This window comes from Micromonospora sp. NPDC005252 (assembly GCF_042872475.1).
In the GTDB taxonomy this organism is placed as follows: Bacteria; Actinomycetota; Actinomycetes; order Mycobacteriales; family Micromonosporaceae; genus Micromonospora.
In genome coordinates, this window is the sequence record NZ_JBIAKN010000001.1 from 949,192 (window position 1) to 964,083 (window position 14,892).

Sequence of the window (14,892 nt, forward strand, 5' to 3'; positions counted from 1 at the left end):
GTTCCCCAAGCCCATGATCCGTTTCCGGCGTACCGCAACCGCCGCTGCCGCCCTGGCGTTCACCGCCGTCGCCACCGCCGTGCTCGGCTTCGCCGGGCCGGCGTCCGCCCACGTGACGGTGAACCCGAAGGAGGCGACCCAGGGCGGCTACGCCCGGGTGGCGTTCCGGGTGCCCAACGAGAGCGACACCGCGTCGACCACCAAGCTGGAGGTCGTGCTGCCGGAGAACGCGCCGATCGGCTCGGTGTCGACCATCCCGGTGCCCGGCTGGACGGTGGCGACGGAGAAGCGCAAGGTGGACCCGCCGATCGACGTGCACGGCAGCCAGCTCACCGAGGCGGTCTCCAAGATCACCTGGACGGCGACCGGTGACGCGGCGGTCAAGCCGGGCCAGTTCCAGGAGTTTGGCGTCTCCATGGGGCCGCTGCCGAAGGTCGAGTCCATGGTCTTCAAGACCCTGCAGACGTACTCGGACGGCAACGTCGTGCGCTGGATCGATGAGCCGCAGCCGGGCGGCGCGGAGCCGGAGAAGCCCGCTCCGGTGCTCACCCTCACCGCCGCGGGGCCGTCGGCGTCGGCCGCCCCGGCCGCTACGGCCGTCGCCGCGGCAGACGATGACGACGACGAGAGCGAGGGCACCGCGATCGGCCTCGGCATCGCCGGCCTGGTCGCCGGCCTGGCCGGTCTGGTGCTCGGCGGGCTCGCGTTCGCCCGGACCCGCCGGGGCCCGGTCGTCAAGCCCTGACCCCGTCGCTCACCCGCTGGCCCGCCGGACAATCCGGCGGGCCAGCGTGCTTCCCGGGACCGAAGTCGGCCGTGCCGTGGATATCCCCTGATCAGCCGGTGTACGTCGGTAAGGTCGGCCGGGTATCTGGCTACGGAGGGGGACGCTGCGAATGCGGTTCGTGCGGGTGATCACCGGATTGCTGCTGTTGGTCATCGGGATTCCGGCGCTGTTCGCCGGCGGCGGGCTGTGGCTCGTCACCCGGCACGCCGACCCCGGTGGGACCTTCGCCGCCCGGTTCGAGACGGTCCGCACACCCGGCCACGCGGTCGTGGTCACCGATCTCGACCGGCTGCTGCGGCGGGAGGCGCCCTTCGCGCGTGGCGCGCAGACCCGCCTGCGGCTCGACGCCCGTACGCCCGACGGCCCGGCCTTCGTGGGGCTGGCGCCCACCGCCGAGGTGCGCCGGTGGCTGGAGTCCGTGCCGTACGCCTCGGTCCGCCGGGTGGCGTTGGCCCGAGGTCCGCTGCCGGTTCGCACGGACCCGGCGGTCCCGGCGGCGGCCCCGACCGCCGGTGCGGCCCCCACCCCGCTCGGTCGCCCGTTCTGGGTACGCGAGGGTGTCGGCACCCTCGAGTGGAGCGCCGACGAGCTGAGCGGCGAGTCGATGAGCCTGGTGGTGATGCGCCCGGACGGTCGCGCCGACCTGAGCCTGGATCTGCGCGCCGAGTTGCGTGCGGGTTGGGTCGGCCCGGTCACCTGGGGCCTGCTGGCGGCGGGGGTGCTGCTGGTGGCATGCGCGGTGCTGCTCCTGCTGCGCCCGCCGCGTCCCCGCGAGGTGGTCTTCGTGGTCGAACCGGACCAGGTGCCGGTGCTCGCCGGCCGGCTCGGGGTCACGTCGCTCAGTGGCCTCAGCGCCCGGGATCCCGATGCGGCCCCGCCGCTGCCGGCGGTGCGACAGCTCGCCCCGGTCGGCTCCGGCGCGGCCGAGTGGCAGCGGTCGGCGTCCGGCGTCGAACCGATCCGGCCGGTCACCCTCGCCGACCTGGACGCTCCGGCGCGGCTGCCCCGGCCGCCGGAGGTGGCGTTGAGCCTGGCGTGGCCGCCCACCGGCACCGAGCCCACGGCACGGCCGGTGCGGACGGACTGAAGCGGCGAGTGGCCCTCCGCGCTGCCGACGCGGAGGGCCACTCTCACCGGGGGATCGGTGCTACCCGAGCGACGCTTGAGGTAGGTGAGTCCAGATTAGCGCCGATGGTGGCTACTGGGGACTTGTGTCCATTTGGTGCGACTTTTCCTCAGTCCGGATCGGGCGGGCCACCCGGACCGGCAGGACCACCAGCAGCAGCAGGCTGAGCAGCACGTAGCCGTTGCGCAGCACGAAGTCCACCGGGTCGTCGGTGCGGACCGGTGCCACCCCCCAGTCGTGGAACGACACCACGCCGTAGATGATCACTGCGGCGGTGCCCACGGCGAGCCCGGCGAGCCACCGCCGTCGGCGGAACTCCTCCGGCCGGTTCGCGCTCAACGCCGCATCGGCGAGCAGCACCACCGCCGGCACGAACCAGTAGATGTGGTGGGTCCAGGTGATCGGGCTGACCAGAGCGCCGACCAGACCGGTCAGGGTCAGGCCGGTCAGCGCGTCACCGGCACGCGCGGCGCGGACCGCCCGCCACAGGCCGTAACCGGCCACCACCACGACCACCAGCAGCCACAGCAGCCGGTCCGGCTTCTCCGGCGCGGTGAACCGGCTGAGCAGCCCGAAGAGCGACTGGTTGCCGGTGTAGTCGGTGCGACCCACCCGGTCGTTGTCCCACAGCTCCTGCGTCCAGAACCGCCACGAGTCCCCGGGCGCGACCGCCGCCGCGAGCAGGGTCGCCGCCGCCGCCGTCGCGCTCGCCACCGCGGCGGCCCGCCACCGTCGGGTGGCCAGCAGGTACACGATGAAGATGCCCGGGAAGAGCTTGAGCGCCGTCGCCAGCCCCACGCCGACCCCGGCCCAGCGCCGCGCCTGCGGTACGGCGAACAGCAGGTCGGCCAGGATCAGCACGACCAGCAGCATGTTGATCTGCCCGAACGTGATCGTCTCGCGGGTGCTCTCCACCGCCAGCACCAGCAGCACGGCCACGGTCAGGGTGAACGTTCGCGGCAGGTGGTGCCGGGCGATCACCGGCGTCACCAGCCACCGGGTGGTCACCACCACGGCCACCACCGTGAGCACCGTGAAGATCACCACGGTGGCGCCGAGCCGGATCAGCCCGAACGGCCACAGCAGCAGCGCGCTGAAGGGTGGATACGTGAAGTACAGCTCACCCTGCACCCGGTCCGGCTGGACGTAGTCGTAGAGCGGGTGGCCCGCCGTCCACCAGTCCATCGCCGACATGTAGATCTTCAGGTCGAAGAAGTTGTGCACCAGACCGGGCAGGTAGAGCGCCGGCAGCACGGCGATCAGCGCCACGATCGCGACGAGCCGACGGACCGTACGGCCACCGGGATCGTCGTCGGTGACGGCGGGTGGTGCGACGGGTTCGGCTGGCACTTGAGAAACCCTAGCGGTCCGTCCGGTCCAGAGCGCGCAGCCGTGGGGCGTGGGCTGCGCGTAGGCTGTCCCGGTGGCTGATCTCCTCGTCTGGATCGACTGTGAGATGACCGGGTTGGACCTTGGCAGTGACAAGCTGATCGAGGTCGCGGCACTGGTCACCGACCCCGACCTCAACGTGCTGGGTGATGGTGTCGACGTGGTGATCCACGCCGACGAGGCCGCGCTGGAGGCGATGCCGGAGATCGTCCAGACCATGCACGCCAAGTCCGGCCTCACCGAGGAGGTCCGCCGCTCGGCGGTCACCCTGGCCGAGGCCGAGGACCGGGTGCTGGAGTACATCAGCACCTTCGTCAAGGACCCGCGCACCGCGCCACTGTGCGGCAACTCGATCGCCACCGACCGTGGCTTCATCGCCCGGGACATGCCCCGCCTCGACGCGCACCTGCACTACCGCATGATCGACGTCTCGTCGATCAAGGAACTCTGCCGCCGCTGGTACCCCCGGGTGTACTTCGGTCAGCCGCAGAAGGGCCTGGCGCACCGGGCGCTCGCCGACATCCGGGAGAGCATCCGGGAGCTGGAGTACTACCGGCGCACCATCTTCGTCCCGCTGCCCGGCCCGGACGTCGAGACCGCCAAGGCCATCGCCGCCGACCTCTGACGGCGCCTGCCCCGGACGGCGCTCGCCGGCCCCTGCTGTCGGTGCTCGGCGCGGTCGGCGGGGAACCCGCTGGACGCCGTGAGCGGTGGTGTGGCTATTATTGGTCCGCACCCCGCCCGGGGCGATCGACCGGGCGTCGGAGGCGTGGTGGCTGTAGCTCAGTTGGCAGAGCACCGGGTTGTGGTCCCGGTTGTCGTGGGTTCAATTCCCATCAGTCACCCCATATCTCAGGCCCCCTCCTCGGAGGGGGCCTGAGTCGTTTCGGGGCTGGCTGGTGATCCACTCCGGTTACCGGAAACCGGGGTATCCGGGTTCGTCGGATACCCCGGTTCCCTGGATCTCGAGTCGATCCAGGTGCCTGGATCAGGCGGTCGGCGTGGCGGACGGGGTGACGGCGCCGTCCGGGGTCGGCGAAGCGTCCGGGTCGGCCGGCGGCTCGTACGGCAGGGCGCTGCCCTTGACGTACTCGTCCCAGCTCATGTTCCAGTCGGTCCAGCCGTTGCCGTTCTGGAGCTTGCGCTCGGTGCCCTTGACCGTGATCGGGTCGCCGATCTGGGTGTTCTTGAACAGCCAGTCGCCGTTGGCCATCGACACGTTCACGCAGCCGTGCGAGACGTTGACGCTGCCCTGCTGCCCTTCGGACCAAGGGGCCGCGTGGATGAACTCGCCACCCCAGGTGAGCCGCTGCGCGAAGTCAATCTTGGTGCGATATCCCTCCTCGGGGCCCAGCTCCTCCATCGTGTCGAACACGGTCTTACGCAGTTTCTCGATCACGACCATCGTCCCGCTGGACGAGGGGGTGCTCTTCTTGCCCAGGCTGACCGGGATGGTCTTGATCACCGAGCCGTCGCGGGTCACCGTCATCCGCTTGGTCTTGTTGTCCACGGTCATGATCAGCGACGAGCCGATCTTGACGTCCACGGAGAGGTCCGAGCGGCCGTAGTAGCCGTCACCCATCGGCAGGCCGCCGGCCTGAACGCGGTAGGAGACCTTGCTGTTCGCCTTCCAGAACTCCTTCGGCCGGTACCGGATCTCGGTGGGGCTGACCCAGTGCCAGATGCCCTCCTGGGCCGGCGTCGAGGTCACCGTCATCCGGCGCTGCACGTCGTCGCGGTAGTCCTCCGGAACGGCACGGCTGAACTTCACGATCAGCGGCATCCCGACGCCGACCACCTGGTTGTCGCCGAGGAAGCTGCTCACCCGTACCTGCTTGTCGGGCTTGGCCATCGTGGTGAAGGTGCTGGTCGCGGTGGCCGGCCGGCCGTCGTCGCCGGTGGCGGTGACCGTGGCGGTGTAGCTGGTGGCGTACTCCAGCGCCCCGTTCGGAAGCCACGTCTTGCCATCCTTGGCGAGGGTGCCCTCGACCGCCTTGCCGGACGCGTCCTTGAGGTCGACGGTGGTCTCCTCGGCGTCCTTCGTGGTGAAGGTGATGCCGGTGGACGCCGGCACGTCCTTGGCGTCCGCCGCCGGCTCGCTGATGGTCGCCGCCGCCTTGGGGGCCGGGCTCTCGTCGCCGCCCTGCCACGAGGACGGCTTGCCGCCGTCGCCGTTGGTGCAGGCGGAGGTGAAGGCCAGCGCCACGGCGAGCAGCCCCGCCGCGAGCACGCGGCGTCGCCCACGGGGCCGGATCAGCTGGTCCTGGCTAGCTCGCATGATGTCCTCACAGTCGTGGTCCCTGACCCATCGTCTCCTAATGACGCGCCAGAACCGGCCTCGGTTGCCGAGGGTGAACCGGAACACGCCGATCAGGATGCCGGAATCTTGGTACCATCCGGCGTTTCGTGATTCGGGCTCGTCTTTGTGCCGGGACTGAGGGTCGCCGCCGCCGTCGTCACGGCGCGGGCAGTGCAAGGGTACGCGCCGGCCCGTGCCATCGGCAGGGCCGGCGCAAAGGAGCCGAACCGTCAGAGCGCCGGGCCGGACCCACCCTTGGGCACCGGCAGAGCGCTGCCCTTCACGAACTCCGACCAGCTCAGGCTCCATGCCGTCCAGCCGTTGCCGGCGACGATCTTGCGCTCGGTGCCCTTGATCGTGATCGGATCGCCGATCCGCGTCTTGTCGAACAGCCACTTGGCGTTCGCCGTCGACACGTTCACGCAGCCGTGCGAGACGTTGGACCGCCCCTGCACATGCTCCGACCAGGGCGCGGCGTGGATGTACTCGCCACCCCAGGTGAGCCGCTGAGCGAAGTCGATCTCGGTGACGTAGCGGTTGGCCGGGTCCGGATCGTCGCGGGTGTCGAAGACCGTGGTCTCCTTCTTTTCCATCACGACCATCGTCCCGCTCGACGACGGGGTGCTCTTCTTGCCCAGGCTCACCGGGATGGTGCGCGACAGCGCACCGTTCTCGTACACCGACATCTTCTTCGTGGCGTTGTCGACCTTCATCACGAACGACCGGCCGACCTTGGCGGTGGCCTTGCGGTCGACGTCGCCGTACTTGCCGTTGCTCAGCGGCACGCCGGCCAGCGCGATCCGCACGGTGATGGTGGTGCCCGGCTGCCAGTACTCCGGTGCGCGGTAGTAGGCCTGGGTGCCGTTGTCGACCCAGTGCCAGGCGCCCGGCTGCGGCGGGTCGGTCTTGACGAACATCCGCTTCTGGACCGCGGCCCGGTCCTTCTTCGGGATGCCCGGGTGGAACTCGGTGACCACCGGCATGGCGACCCCGTAGCTCTTGTCGTCGAAGAGGTACAGGCCGGACCCGATGGTCGACTTCGGCTTGGCCATCGTGGTGAAGGTGCTGGTGCCCTGGCTGGTCGTGCCGTCGGGCCCGGTAGCGGTCACCGTGGCGGTGTAGTTGGTGCCGTACTTCAGGGGAGCGGACGGCACCCAGGCGGAGCCGTCGGTGCGCAGCTTGCCCTCCACCGCACCCCCGCCGGCCGCGGCCAGGGTGACTGAGGCGACCTTGCCACCGTCCGGGAGCTTGGCGCTGATCTCCGTGCTCACGGGCTTGTTCTTCGTGCCGTTGGCCGGGCTCAGCGTCAGTGCCGGCCCACTGGGCGCGCTCGACCCACCCGGGGCCGACGGCGCAGCCGATTCGGGTACGGCACTTGCACCTGTCGACGCCCCGCCGACGAATTCCGGCTTCTTCTGCTCGTCGCCGCACCCGGTCAGTGCCAGCGACGCCGCCAGGGTCAGAGCGCCCACCACCGCCCCGGCTCGCGTGAACCGTGCCATCCCCACCTCTGTTCTCGCGTACCTGGCGGACATCGTGCCCCATCAGTGCCCCGACCCATGCCCCTGCCCCGGAGCTTGCGGTCGGTTTATGACTGTATGTCCCTTAAGCTCGACCGAAGGGGGGAGTCGGGTAACCGGATTGGAGCCCGAGTTGGCGGGGTGCTAATGTTCTCTCCGTTGCCGAACGAGCGCCGCTAGCTCAACTGGCAGAGCAGCGGACTCTTAATCCGCGGGTTCGGGGTTCGAGTCCCTGGCGGCGCACCAACGAGCAAGGCCCTGATCTGGTGTTCACACCAGGCCGGGGCCTTTTTCGCGTACGTTGCGGTCGGCGCGGGCGACCTGCCGGGCGCTACCGGGCCCGTCGGTGTCGTCCTGCTCGGAGACGCCGGTGCTCACCTCGACCGGGGCTACCCGTTCCTGAGATCATGTCGCGATGCGGGGACCGGCATGAGCATCACGTCCGTCATCAACTACAAGGGCGGGGTCGGTAAGACCACGATCACCATGAACCTCGGCGCCGAGCTCGCCGCCCGTGGCCGCAAGGTGCTGCTGATCGACTTGGACCCGCAGGCCAGCCTCACCTTCTCGTTCTATCCGGCCGCCGAGTGGGAGACCGACCTCGCGTACGAGAGGACCATCCTGCAGTGGTTCGGCTCGGTGCTTGCCGACGAGCCCACCGGCGCGCTGCACCCGTACGTGCTCACCCCGGAGCCGGTCAACGCGCTGCTGCCCGACGGCGGCCGGCTCGACCTGATCGCCTCCCACCTTCAGCTCGTCGACGTAGATCTGGACCTCGCCGCGGCCCTCGGCGGGTCACGCTTTCAGCACGGCAGCCCGCATTTCCTGCCGCTGCACCGGGCGCTCGCCGACGCGCTCGCCACCGACGAGTTCGCCGGGTACGACGACATCCTGATCGACTGCGCGCCCAACTTCACCATGGTCACCCGGACGGCCATCGTGGCCAGTGAACACATCCTGACCCCGGCGAAGCCCGACTACCTGTCCACACTCGGCATCGACTACCTGCGCAGCAAGGTCTCCGAGCTGGTCCGCGATTTCAACCGGGTGGCCGCCCCCGGCCCGACCATCGACCCGCAGTACCTGGGCGTGGTGTTCACTATGATCCAGTACGCCGCGGGTGGTCCGATCACCGCGTCCCGCAACTACATGCGGCTCACCGACAACCTGGAGGTCCCGGTGTTCCGGCAGACCATCCGGGAGAACAAGACCCTGTTCGGCACGGCCGGTGAACGGCACCTGCCCGCCGTGCTGGTGCCGAACGCCAACGACAAGGTGCAGTACGAGCTCCAGCAGCTGGCCAGCGAGTTCCTGGCCCGCACCCGCCCCTAGAAGGAGAGCCACCGGTGTCCGACCCCGCCGACCTCGCCCACGCCGTACTCCTGCGGGTGGCGGAGTTCGTCCGCGCGCTGCCCGCCGACCAGCTCGCCGCCCTGGCCGACGGCGCGGCGAAGCTCGCCGTCGTCGACAAGGCCCGGCCCGCCGCCCGGACGACGACGGCGGCTTCGGCCGGCGTGGACACCAACCGGGTCCGCACCGACCTCGCGGCGATCGGCGACCGGGCGGCCGGCGCCCGCTACCTCGCCGACCTGAAGCTCACCGTGGTGAAGCTGCGGGCGCTGGCCAGGGAGCTGGGCATCGCGGTGCCCAGCAAGGCCAAGAAGGCCGACATCGAGCAGGACATCCTGCAGTGGACGGTGGGCCGACGGCTGGATTCGGCCGCCATCAGCCGTCCGTCGGCCGCCCGGAACTGACCGCGTCCTCCGGCAGCAGGCTGGCCCGCAGCTCGGCCAGCACGTCGGCCCAGAACGCCGGCGGCGCCGCGCCGCGGAGCTGACCGGCGAGATGTTCGGCAAGCCGGTGCGCCTCCCGCCGGGTGAACGTCGCGTCCGCCGGGTCGTCCATCGACGGCCGGGGCCGGACTGGCGCGTCCAGCGGCACCGGGTCGCCCGTGCAGACGATGTCCAGGTGCCCGGTCGTGCGAGTCAGCGCCACGTACAGCAGCCGGTGGCCGCGTTCGTCACTGGCCACGATCTCCACCGGTTCGACCACCACCACCGCGTCGAACTCCAGGCCCTTGGCCTCCTGCGGGCTGATCAGGTTGACCGCGCCGCCCAACTCGCCCCGGTCGGCGCTGCTCCAGGTCATCCCGTTCGCGGCCAGCGCCGCCTCGACCGGTCGCCGCTGCCGGGGCGGGCAGACGATGCCGACGAACCGGCCGGCTTCGGCGTGCCCCCGCGCCACCGTGACCGCCCGGCCGGCCAGCTCGGCCAGGCCCACCCGGTGCACGCCGGTGTCCGCCGGCCCGTCCCGGACCACTTCCACCGGTGTCACGCCCGGCGCGGCCACCGGCAGCAGCGGCGCCGCCGTCTCGTACGCCTGGCGGGGTACGCGGTAGCCGTACCGCAGGGGGGTGATCCTCGCCGGGTGCACGGTCGGCAGGTGGGTGAGCACCTCGTCCCACGAGTCGCGCGCCCAGTTGCCGGTGGACTGGGCGAGGTCACCGACGACCGTCAGCGACCCGGTGGCGCTGCGTCGGGCCACCGCGCGCAACTGCATTGGGGACAGGTCCTGTGCCTCGTCGACCACCACGTGCGCGTACCGCCGGCCCGGCCCGTCGATCAGGTGCGCCAGCTCGTCCAACAGCGGCAGGTCCGCTGCCGACCAGGTCTCCCGGGACAACCGGTCCGCGCCACGCCGGTGCAGCGCAGCCACCTCCGCCGGGGTGAACTCGTCCCCGGCGGCTGCCCGCAGCCGCGCGGTGGAGCCCAGCAGGTCACGCAGGAAGCCGGCCGGGGTCTGCGGTGGCCAGAGCCGGTCGGTGAGATTGCCGACCGCCTCCGAACGGGCCGGGTCCAGCCCGGTCCGGGCGGCGACCAGGGCGGTGAGCCGGTCGCGCAGCAGCCCACGGCGGCCCCCGTACGGCAGGGTCGCCGCCCGTGCCGCGGCGAGCGCCTCGGCCACTTCGACACCGGGCAGGGTGACGAAACGGCCGCCGACCAGCAGCCGCTCGGCCGGGTCCGGGGCGCCGATCCGGGCGTCCAGCGCGCGGGCCAGTAGACCCGCCATCCGGGCCTCGCCCTTGATCCGGGCGACCGCGTCGGGCTCGGTGCGGCCCCGCGGCACATCCGGGCCGAGCCGGCCGACGTCGCGCAGTTCCACCCCGTCGTCGCCCAGCGTCGGCAGCACCTGGCCGATGTACCGGACGAAGGTCGGGTGCGGCCCGACCACCAGCACATCCGGCGCCGACATGTCGTCCCGGTGCTGGAACAGCAGCCAGGACACCCGGTGCAGTGCCACGGCGCTCTTGCCGGTGCCGGGACCACCCTCGATCACCAGCACCTGGTCGCGCGGGGCGCGGATCAGGGCGAACTGGGCGGCCTGAATGGTGGCCACGATGTCCCGCATGGTGCCGGTACGCCCCCGGGCCAGATCGGCCAGCAGTTGCGCGTCCACCGCCTCGGCGATCTCGGCGAGGATGGTGTCGGCGACCTCCTCGATCGTGTTCCCGGCGCAGATGAAGGCGCGCTTGCGACGTACCCCCGCTGGGTTTTCCGGGGTGGCCTCGAACCAGCCTGCGGCGGCCGGCGCTTGCCAGTTGACCACCAGCACCTCGCCCTCGGCGTCCCGGATCAGGTGCCGCCCGACGTACCAGGTGTCGCCCGTCTCTGCGTCCACCCGGCCGAACGCCACCGCTTCGTCCGTCGCACCCAACGCCCGCTGCGCCGCGTCGGCGTACCGGCGCAGGTGCGCGGCGGCGCCGGAGTGGGCCGCGGCGGACGGCAGGTGCCGCAGGTCATCGCGACGTCGGTTCCGGTGCGCCGCCGCCGCATCGAAGTACGCCTGCTCGGCGGCGATCTCGGCAGCCCTGGACGTCACGCACCCTCCCCACACCCGAGCCGGCCCGTGGGACCGACGGGATTCGATCCGGTTACCGTACCGGTCGGGTCCGACCCCGCGTCGGCCGTGGATGGACACCCACCGTCCTTGCCCGAGCCGCGATACTGGGGCCGTGTCTCGTCTTCGTCGAGTGCTCAGTGCGATTCGTGGCGCCCACCGGGCACGCTGGCTGCGCCGCGCCCTGCTGGTGGCGGCGCTCGGGGCGGTGTTGGCCGGCGCGGTCACCGGGGGCAGCGTGGTGTGGGTCCGCTCTGGCGCGGAGGGCCGGACCTTCACCGTCGAGGACGTTCCCGAGGCGCCGGTGGCCCTGGTGCTGGGCGCCCAGGTCGACCCCGGCGGGCAGCCGTCGGCGTTCCTGGCCGCCCGGCTGGAGATCGCGCGGCAACTGCTCACGGCCGGCAAGGTCCATGCCATCCTGGTCTCCGGTGACCACATGAACTGGGGGTACGACGAGCCGGGCGCAATGCGGCAGTGGCTGGTCGACCGGGGGGTGCCCGACCAGAAGGTGGTGCTCGACCACGCCGGCTTCGACACGTACGACTCCTGCGCCCGGGCCAGGCAGATCTTCGGGGTGCGCCAGGCCACCGTAGTCACCCAGTCCTTTCACCTGGACCGGGCTGTCACGCTCTGCCGGGCCCTCGGCGTCGAGGCCAACGGCGTGGGCGACGAGACGGCCAAGCGGTACGCGCCGCTGTGGCGCCGGGGCGTCGCGCGCGAGTACGGCGCCGCCGACAAGGCGGCGTGGGACGTGCTGTCACGGCGTGAACCGGTGTACCTGGGCCGGTACGAGACAGGCGTCGACGACGCCCTGCGAGGCTGAACCGGCGGCGCGCCACCCAGCGCGAGGGGCAGTGACGGGGCGCGCGGCGCCACGATCGACGTCACGAGCCGCCTCGACCACGGCACGCTGTTCGCCATCACGTTTCCCCTCGTCGTCCCAGCCTCTCGCCGACGCCGCACAGCCAGCGCAGGCGACCGACAGACGGCCCTGACCGTCCTGTCCGGACGGCCAGGGCGGGCCCGTCAGGCCGGGTCCGTGGCCCGCAGTCGTGGCCACCGCTGCTCGGTCCAGGCCCGCAACAGCCACTCCACCGGTCCGTACCGGAACCGGGCCATCCACGCCGCGCTGGCGGCGAGCTGCACGCCGTAGATCGCGACCGCGATGAGGAGGACGACCGGGGGTGCGACGGCACCGGCGAGACCCAACCCGACGCCGGTGAAGACCAGTACGCAGAGCAGTGACTGGCCCAGGTAGTTCGACAGGGACATCCGTCCGGCCGGCGCGAGTACGGCGACCACCCGCCGTCCCCGGTCGGTCTGGAAGAACTCAAGAAGGGTGGCGGCGTACGCGGCCGCGAGCAGCGGCGCGGTGAGTACGCCCACCGTCAGTCCGGTCAGGTTGGCGGTGCCCCCATCCGAGGCGAAGACCACCGCACCGGCCAGGCCTATCGGATAGCCCAGCTGCTGCACCCGACGCAGGAGGCGCCGGTTCCCGACGACGTCGGTGCGGAGCCGGCGAGCGCGAGGACGAAACCGATTCCGCCGGTCAGCAGGACGGCGGCGCGCAGCGCGGTCCCGACGGCGACTCTTCGCGTGGCGAGCAGGACCAGGCCGAGCAGTGCGTACGTGGTCAGGATGTCGCCCTGGAACAACAGCACCGCGTGCAGGATCCCGAGCACGAAGAGCCCGGCCAGCCGTCGCCGGAACCGGGGAGCGAAGTCGACGCCCCGCCGAGCGGCGGAGTCGAGCTGGAGCGTGAAGCTGTAGCCGAACAGGAAGGAGAAGAGCAGGTACGCCTTCATCGCGAGGAGCGCCTCGACCACCCACCGGGCCGCCTGGTCGCCCCACGAGTCGTGGGCGGGATCGGGGACCAGATGGAAGGGGTAGCCGGAGGCGAAGAAGGCGATGTTGACAACCAGGATGAGGAGCAGCGCCACGGCGCGCAGCGCGTCGACGTCGGCGATCCGGGAGAACGTCCCGGGCGACCCGTCATCCACGACTGGCGGGTCTTCGATGGAGAACGTCACGCGACCACCCCGTGGCGAACAGGAAATCGTTTCGATGGCTCCTCTGTGACGCTATGAAACGGCCTGTCCAGGTGACAGCCGGTGAGCGGGAAGGTCGCCGGTGGGGCAGGCCCTACCCCCGGGGTGGAAGGTGGAACGAATGCCGGCGAACCGACCGGCCGGGATGGCTACTGCCGCTTCGGGAGCAGCAACTCTTCGTGGTCGAGTTCCCGCTCCAGGACCCGCAGTTCCTCGTCCGGCAGCCGACCGGAGTCCCGCCAGCGCACCAACTCCTCGCGCTGCGCGTCGAGGGCCGTGCGGCGGACCCGCAGCGCCGTCTCGTACTGCGGGGAGGTGGGTAGCTCTTCTGACCCGCTCTGCTCGAGCAGGTCGAGTCGCCCGCGGTAACGCGCCAGGCGGGCCAGCAACTGGGTCCGGGTGGTGTTGACGGCCACCGTGCTGTCCGGCTCGGCGGCGGCGACCTCGTCGAGGCGGGCCAGGGCGGCCTCCACCGCCGCCGAACGGGCCTCGTTGCGTACGCGGGCCTGGTCCGTCTCGTTGGCGCGCAGGCCGAGCATCCGCACGAGCGGTGCGAAGGTCAGGCCCTGCCCGACGAGCGTGACGAGCACGACCACGAAGGTGCAGAACAGCAGGAGGTCGCGGTCGGGGAAGGGTGACCCGTCGTCGGTGGTCAGCGGCAGTGTGAAGATCGCAGCCAGGCTGATGACGCCGCGCGTACCGGACCAGCTCAGCGCCACCACCTCCCGGGAGGTGAGGCGGCGGGCGTTGCGGTCGGCCCGGGCTATCTGCCGTGCGGTGCTCGGCTCGTCGGTGTCGTCCTGCTCGGAGATGCCACCCAGGCGGGTGTGCAGGGAGCGGGGGAGCGACTGCGTCATCACCAGCCAGGCGGGGCGCAGGAGCAGCACCACGCCCACGGACACCGCGACGGCGATGACGATGGTCGACGTGTCGTACTGGCGCAGTCCCTTGACGACCTCCGGAAGCTGCTGGCCGATCAGCAGGAAGACGAAGCCTTCGAGGAGGAAGTCGACCAGCCGCCACACGGCGCTGGTCTGCAGCCGGGCGGCCCCGGACCCGACCTGCGGCGTCTGGTGACCGACGATCAGCCCGGCGATCACCACGGCGAGCACGCCGGAGACGTGCAGCGCCTCGCCCAGCAGGTAGGCCACGAACGGTGTCGCCAGCGAGATCGCGTTGGACAGCAGCGGGTCCGCGGTGAGAGGTCGGGCCAGCCGTTTCGCCCAGGCGACGGCCGCACCCACAGCGACGCCACCGACTGCCGCCAGCACGAACTGCGCGACGGCGGCGGGGAACGAGAACGTCCCGCCGACGGCGGCGGCCACCGCCACGCTGAGCATCGTCAGCGCCGTCGCGTCGTTCAGCAGCCCCTCGCCCTGAATGATCGTGACCATCTTCGGGGGCAGGTTGACGCGCCGGCCCACCGCCAGGGCGGCCACCGGGTCGGGCGGAGCTATCGCGGCGCCAACCGCGATTCCGGCGGCGAGCGTCGCCCCGGCGACGAACAGGTGGAACCCGATGCCGACGAGTACTCCGGTGAGAAGCACCAGGACGACGGACAGGCTGACCACGATGCGCAGGTTCCGCCGGATGTCCAGCAGCGAGGAGTCCAGTGCGGCGCTGTAGAGCAGCGGCGGCAGCACGACCATGAGCACCAGGTCGGGGTCGAGGCTGACGTTGGGGCCGGGGAGCAGCGCGTACGCGATGCCGATGAGCGGCAGCAGCGCCGCCGCCGGCAGGCCGGTGCGCGACGCCACCCACCGCACGGCGACGATGACCGCGACGGCAGCGAGCACGAACAACACCATCGAATGGGCGCTCACCTG

13 protein-coding genes and 2 tRNA genes are annotated in these 14,892 nt (G+C 71.4%); 8 read left to right on the forward strand and 7 right to left on the reverse strand.

All coding sequences use genetic code 11. From position 1 onward, the window contains the following. The first annotated feature begins 13 nt into the window (after nucleotides 1–13). On the forward strand, nucleotides 14–745 hold the full coding sequence (locus ACFYPH_RS04605) for a YcnI family protein (protein WP_387178931.1): 732 nt from the start codon (nucleotides 14–16) through the stop codon (nucleotides 743–745). 151 nt (nucleotides 746–896) lie between these two features. After that, entirely contained in the window at nucleotides 897–1,874 is a 978-nt protein-coding gene (locus ACFYPH_RS04610; RefSeq protein WP_387178934.1) for a hypothetical protein, read from the forward strand. A gap of 111 nt (nucleotides 1,875–1,985) precedes the next feature. Here ACFYPH_RS04610 and ACFYPH_RS04615 read toward each other — a convergent pair whose 3' ends face one another. Further along, complete coding sequence (locus ACFYPH_RS04615) at nucleotides 1,986–3,263, reverse strand: glycosyltransferase 87 family protein (RefSeq protein ID WP_354855168.1); 1,278 nt, start codon at nucleotides 3,261–3,263, stop codon at nucleotides 1,986–1,988. A 73-nt stretch (nucleotides 3,264–3,336) separates the two neighbouring features. Here ACFYPH_RS04615 and orn point away from each other — a divergent pair, with 73 nt between their 5' ends. Both orn and ACFYPH_RS04625 read left to right on the forward strand, forming a co-directional pair. Further along, nucleotides 3,337–3,927, forward strand: coding sequence for an oligoribonuclease (gene orn, locus ACFYPH_RS04620; protein WP_354855169.1), 591 nt, complete (start codon nucleotides 3,337–3,339; stop codon nucleotides 3,925–3,927). A 147-nt stretch (nucleotides 3,928–4,074) separates the two neighbouring features. Next, nucleotides 4,075–4,150, forward strand: a tRNA-His gene (locus ACFYPH_RS04625). A gap of 140 nt (nucleotides 4,151–4,290) precedes the next feature. On the opposite strand, the gene ACFYPH_RS04630 is transcribed toward ACFYPH_RS04625, so the two are convergent. Together ACFYPH_RS04630 and ACFYPH_RS04635 are read right to left on the reverse strand one after the other, a co-directional pair. Beyond that, nucleotides 4,291–5,580, reverse strand: coding sequence for an Ig-like domain-containing protein (locus tag ACFYPH_RS04630; RefSeq protein ID WP_354855170.1), 1,290 nt, complete (start codon nucleotides 5,578–5,580; stop codon nucleotides 4,291–4,293). A gap of 251 nt (nucleotides 5,581–5,831) precedes the next feature. Beyond that, the gene (locus ACFYPH_RS04635; protein WP_387178939.1) at nucleotides 5,832–7,103 is read right to left on the reverse strand and encodes an Ig-like domain-containing protein; all 1,272 of its coding nucleotides are present in this window, start codon (nucleotides 7,101–7,103) and stop codon (nucleotides 5,832–5,834) included. Between the two features lie 188 nt (nucleotides 7,104–7,291). Between ACFYPH_RS04635 and ACFYPH_RS04640 the strand changes: the two genes are divergently transcribed. The 3 genes from ACFYPH_RS04640 to ACFYPH_RS04650 all read left to right on the forward strand — a co-directional run bounded on the left by ACFYPH_RS04640 (nucleotide 7,292) and on the right by ACFYPH_RS04650 (nucleotide 8,875). After that, nucleotides 7,292–7,367: transfer RNA gene (locus ACFYPH_RS04640), tRNA-Lys, on the forward strand. A gap of 183 nt (nucleotides 7,368–7,550) precedes the next feature. Next, a complete protein-coding gene (locus ACFYPH_RS04645; protein WP_354855172.1) occupies nucleotides 7,551–8,453 on the forward strand; it encodes a ParA family protein in 903 nt (300 codons plus the stop codon). A gap of 14 nt (nucleotides 8,454–8,467) precedes the next feature. Beyond that, a complete protein-coding gene (locus ACFYPH_RS04650; RefSeq protein WP_355066943.1) occupies nucleotides 8,468–8,875 on the forward strand; it encodes a hypothetical protein in 408 nt (135 codons plus the stop codon). Here the strand turns inward: ACFYPH_RS04650 and ACFYPH_RS04655 are convergent. Further along, nucleotides 8,847–11,000 (reverse strand): HelD family protein, encoded by a 2,154-nt coding sequence (locus ACFYPH_RS04655; protein ID WP_387178943.1) that lies wholly within the window; start codon nucleotides 10,998–11,000, stop codon nucleotides 8,847–8,849. The two genes, ACFYPH_RS04650 and ACFYPH_RS04655, sit on opposite strands and share 29 nt — an antisense overlap. 151 nt (nucleotides 11,001–11,151) lie before the next feature. On the opposite strand from ACFYPH_RS04655, the gene ACFYPH_RS04660 reads away from it, so the two are divergent. Further along, nucleotides 11,152–11,841 carry a vancomycin high temperature exclusion protein gene (locus ACFYPH_RS04660; protein WP_387178947.1) on the forward strand — a complete coding sequence of 230 codons (690 nt, stop codon included), beginning with the start codon at nucleotides 11,152–11,154 and terminating at the stop codon, nucleotides 11,839–11,841. Between the two features lie 203 nt (nucleotides 11,842–12,044). On the opposite strand, the gene ACFYPH_RS04665 is transcribed toward ACFYPH_RS04660, so the two are convergent. The 3 genes from ACFYPH_RS04665 to ACFYPH_RS04675 form a co-directional block, all read right to left on the reverse strand. Then, complete coding sequence (locus tag ACFYPH_RS04665) at nucleotides 12,045–12,491, reverse strand: DUF418 domain-containing protein (protein ID WP_387178950.1); 447 nt, start codon at nucleotides 12,489–12,491, stop codon at nucleotides 12,045–12,047. Further along, nucleotides 12,467–13,048 (reverse strand): DUF418 domain-containing protein, encoded by a 582-nt coding sequence (locus ACFYPH_RS04670; protein ID WP_387178953.1) that lies wholly within the window; start codon nucleotides 13,046–13,048, stop codon nucleotides 12,467–12,469. Before ACFYPH_RS04670 ends, ACFYPH_RS04665 begins: the two co-directional genes overlap by 25 nt. 167 nt (nucleotides 13,049–13,215) lie before the next feature. Beyond that, complete coding sequence (locus tag ACFYPH_RS04675; protein WP_387178956.1) at nucleotides 13,216–14,889, reverse strand: Na+/H+ antiporter; 1,674 nt, start codon at nucleotides 14,887–14,889, stop codon at nucleotides 13,216–13,218. Nucleotides 14,890–14,892 lie beyond the last annotated feature (3 nt).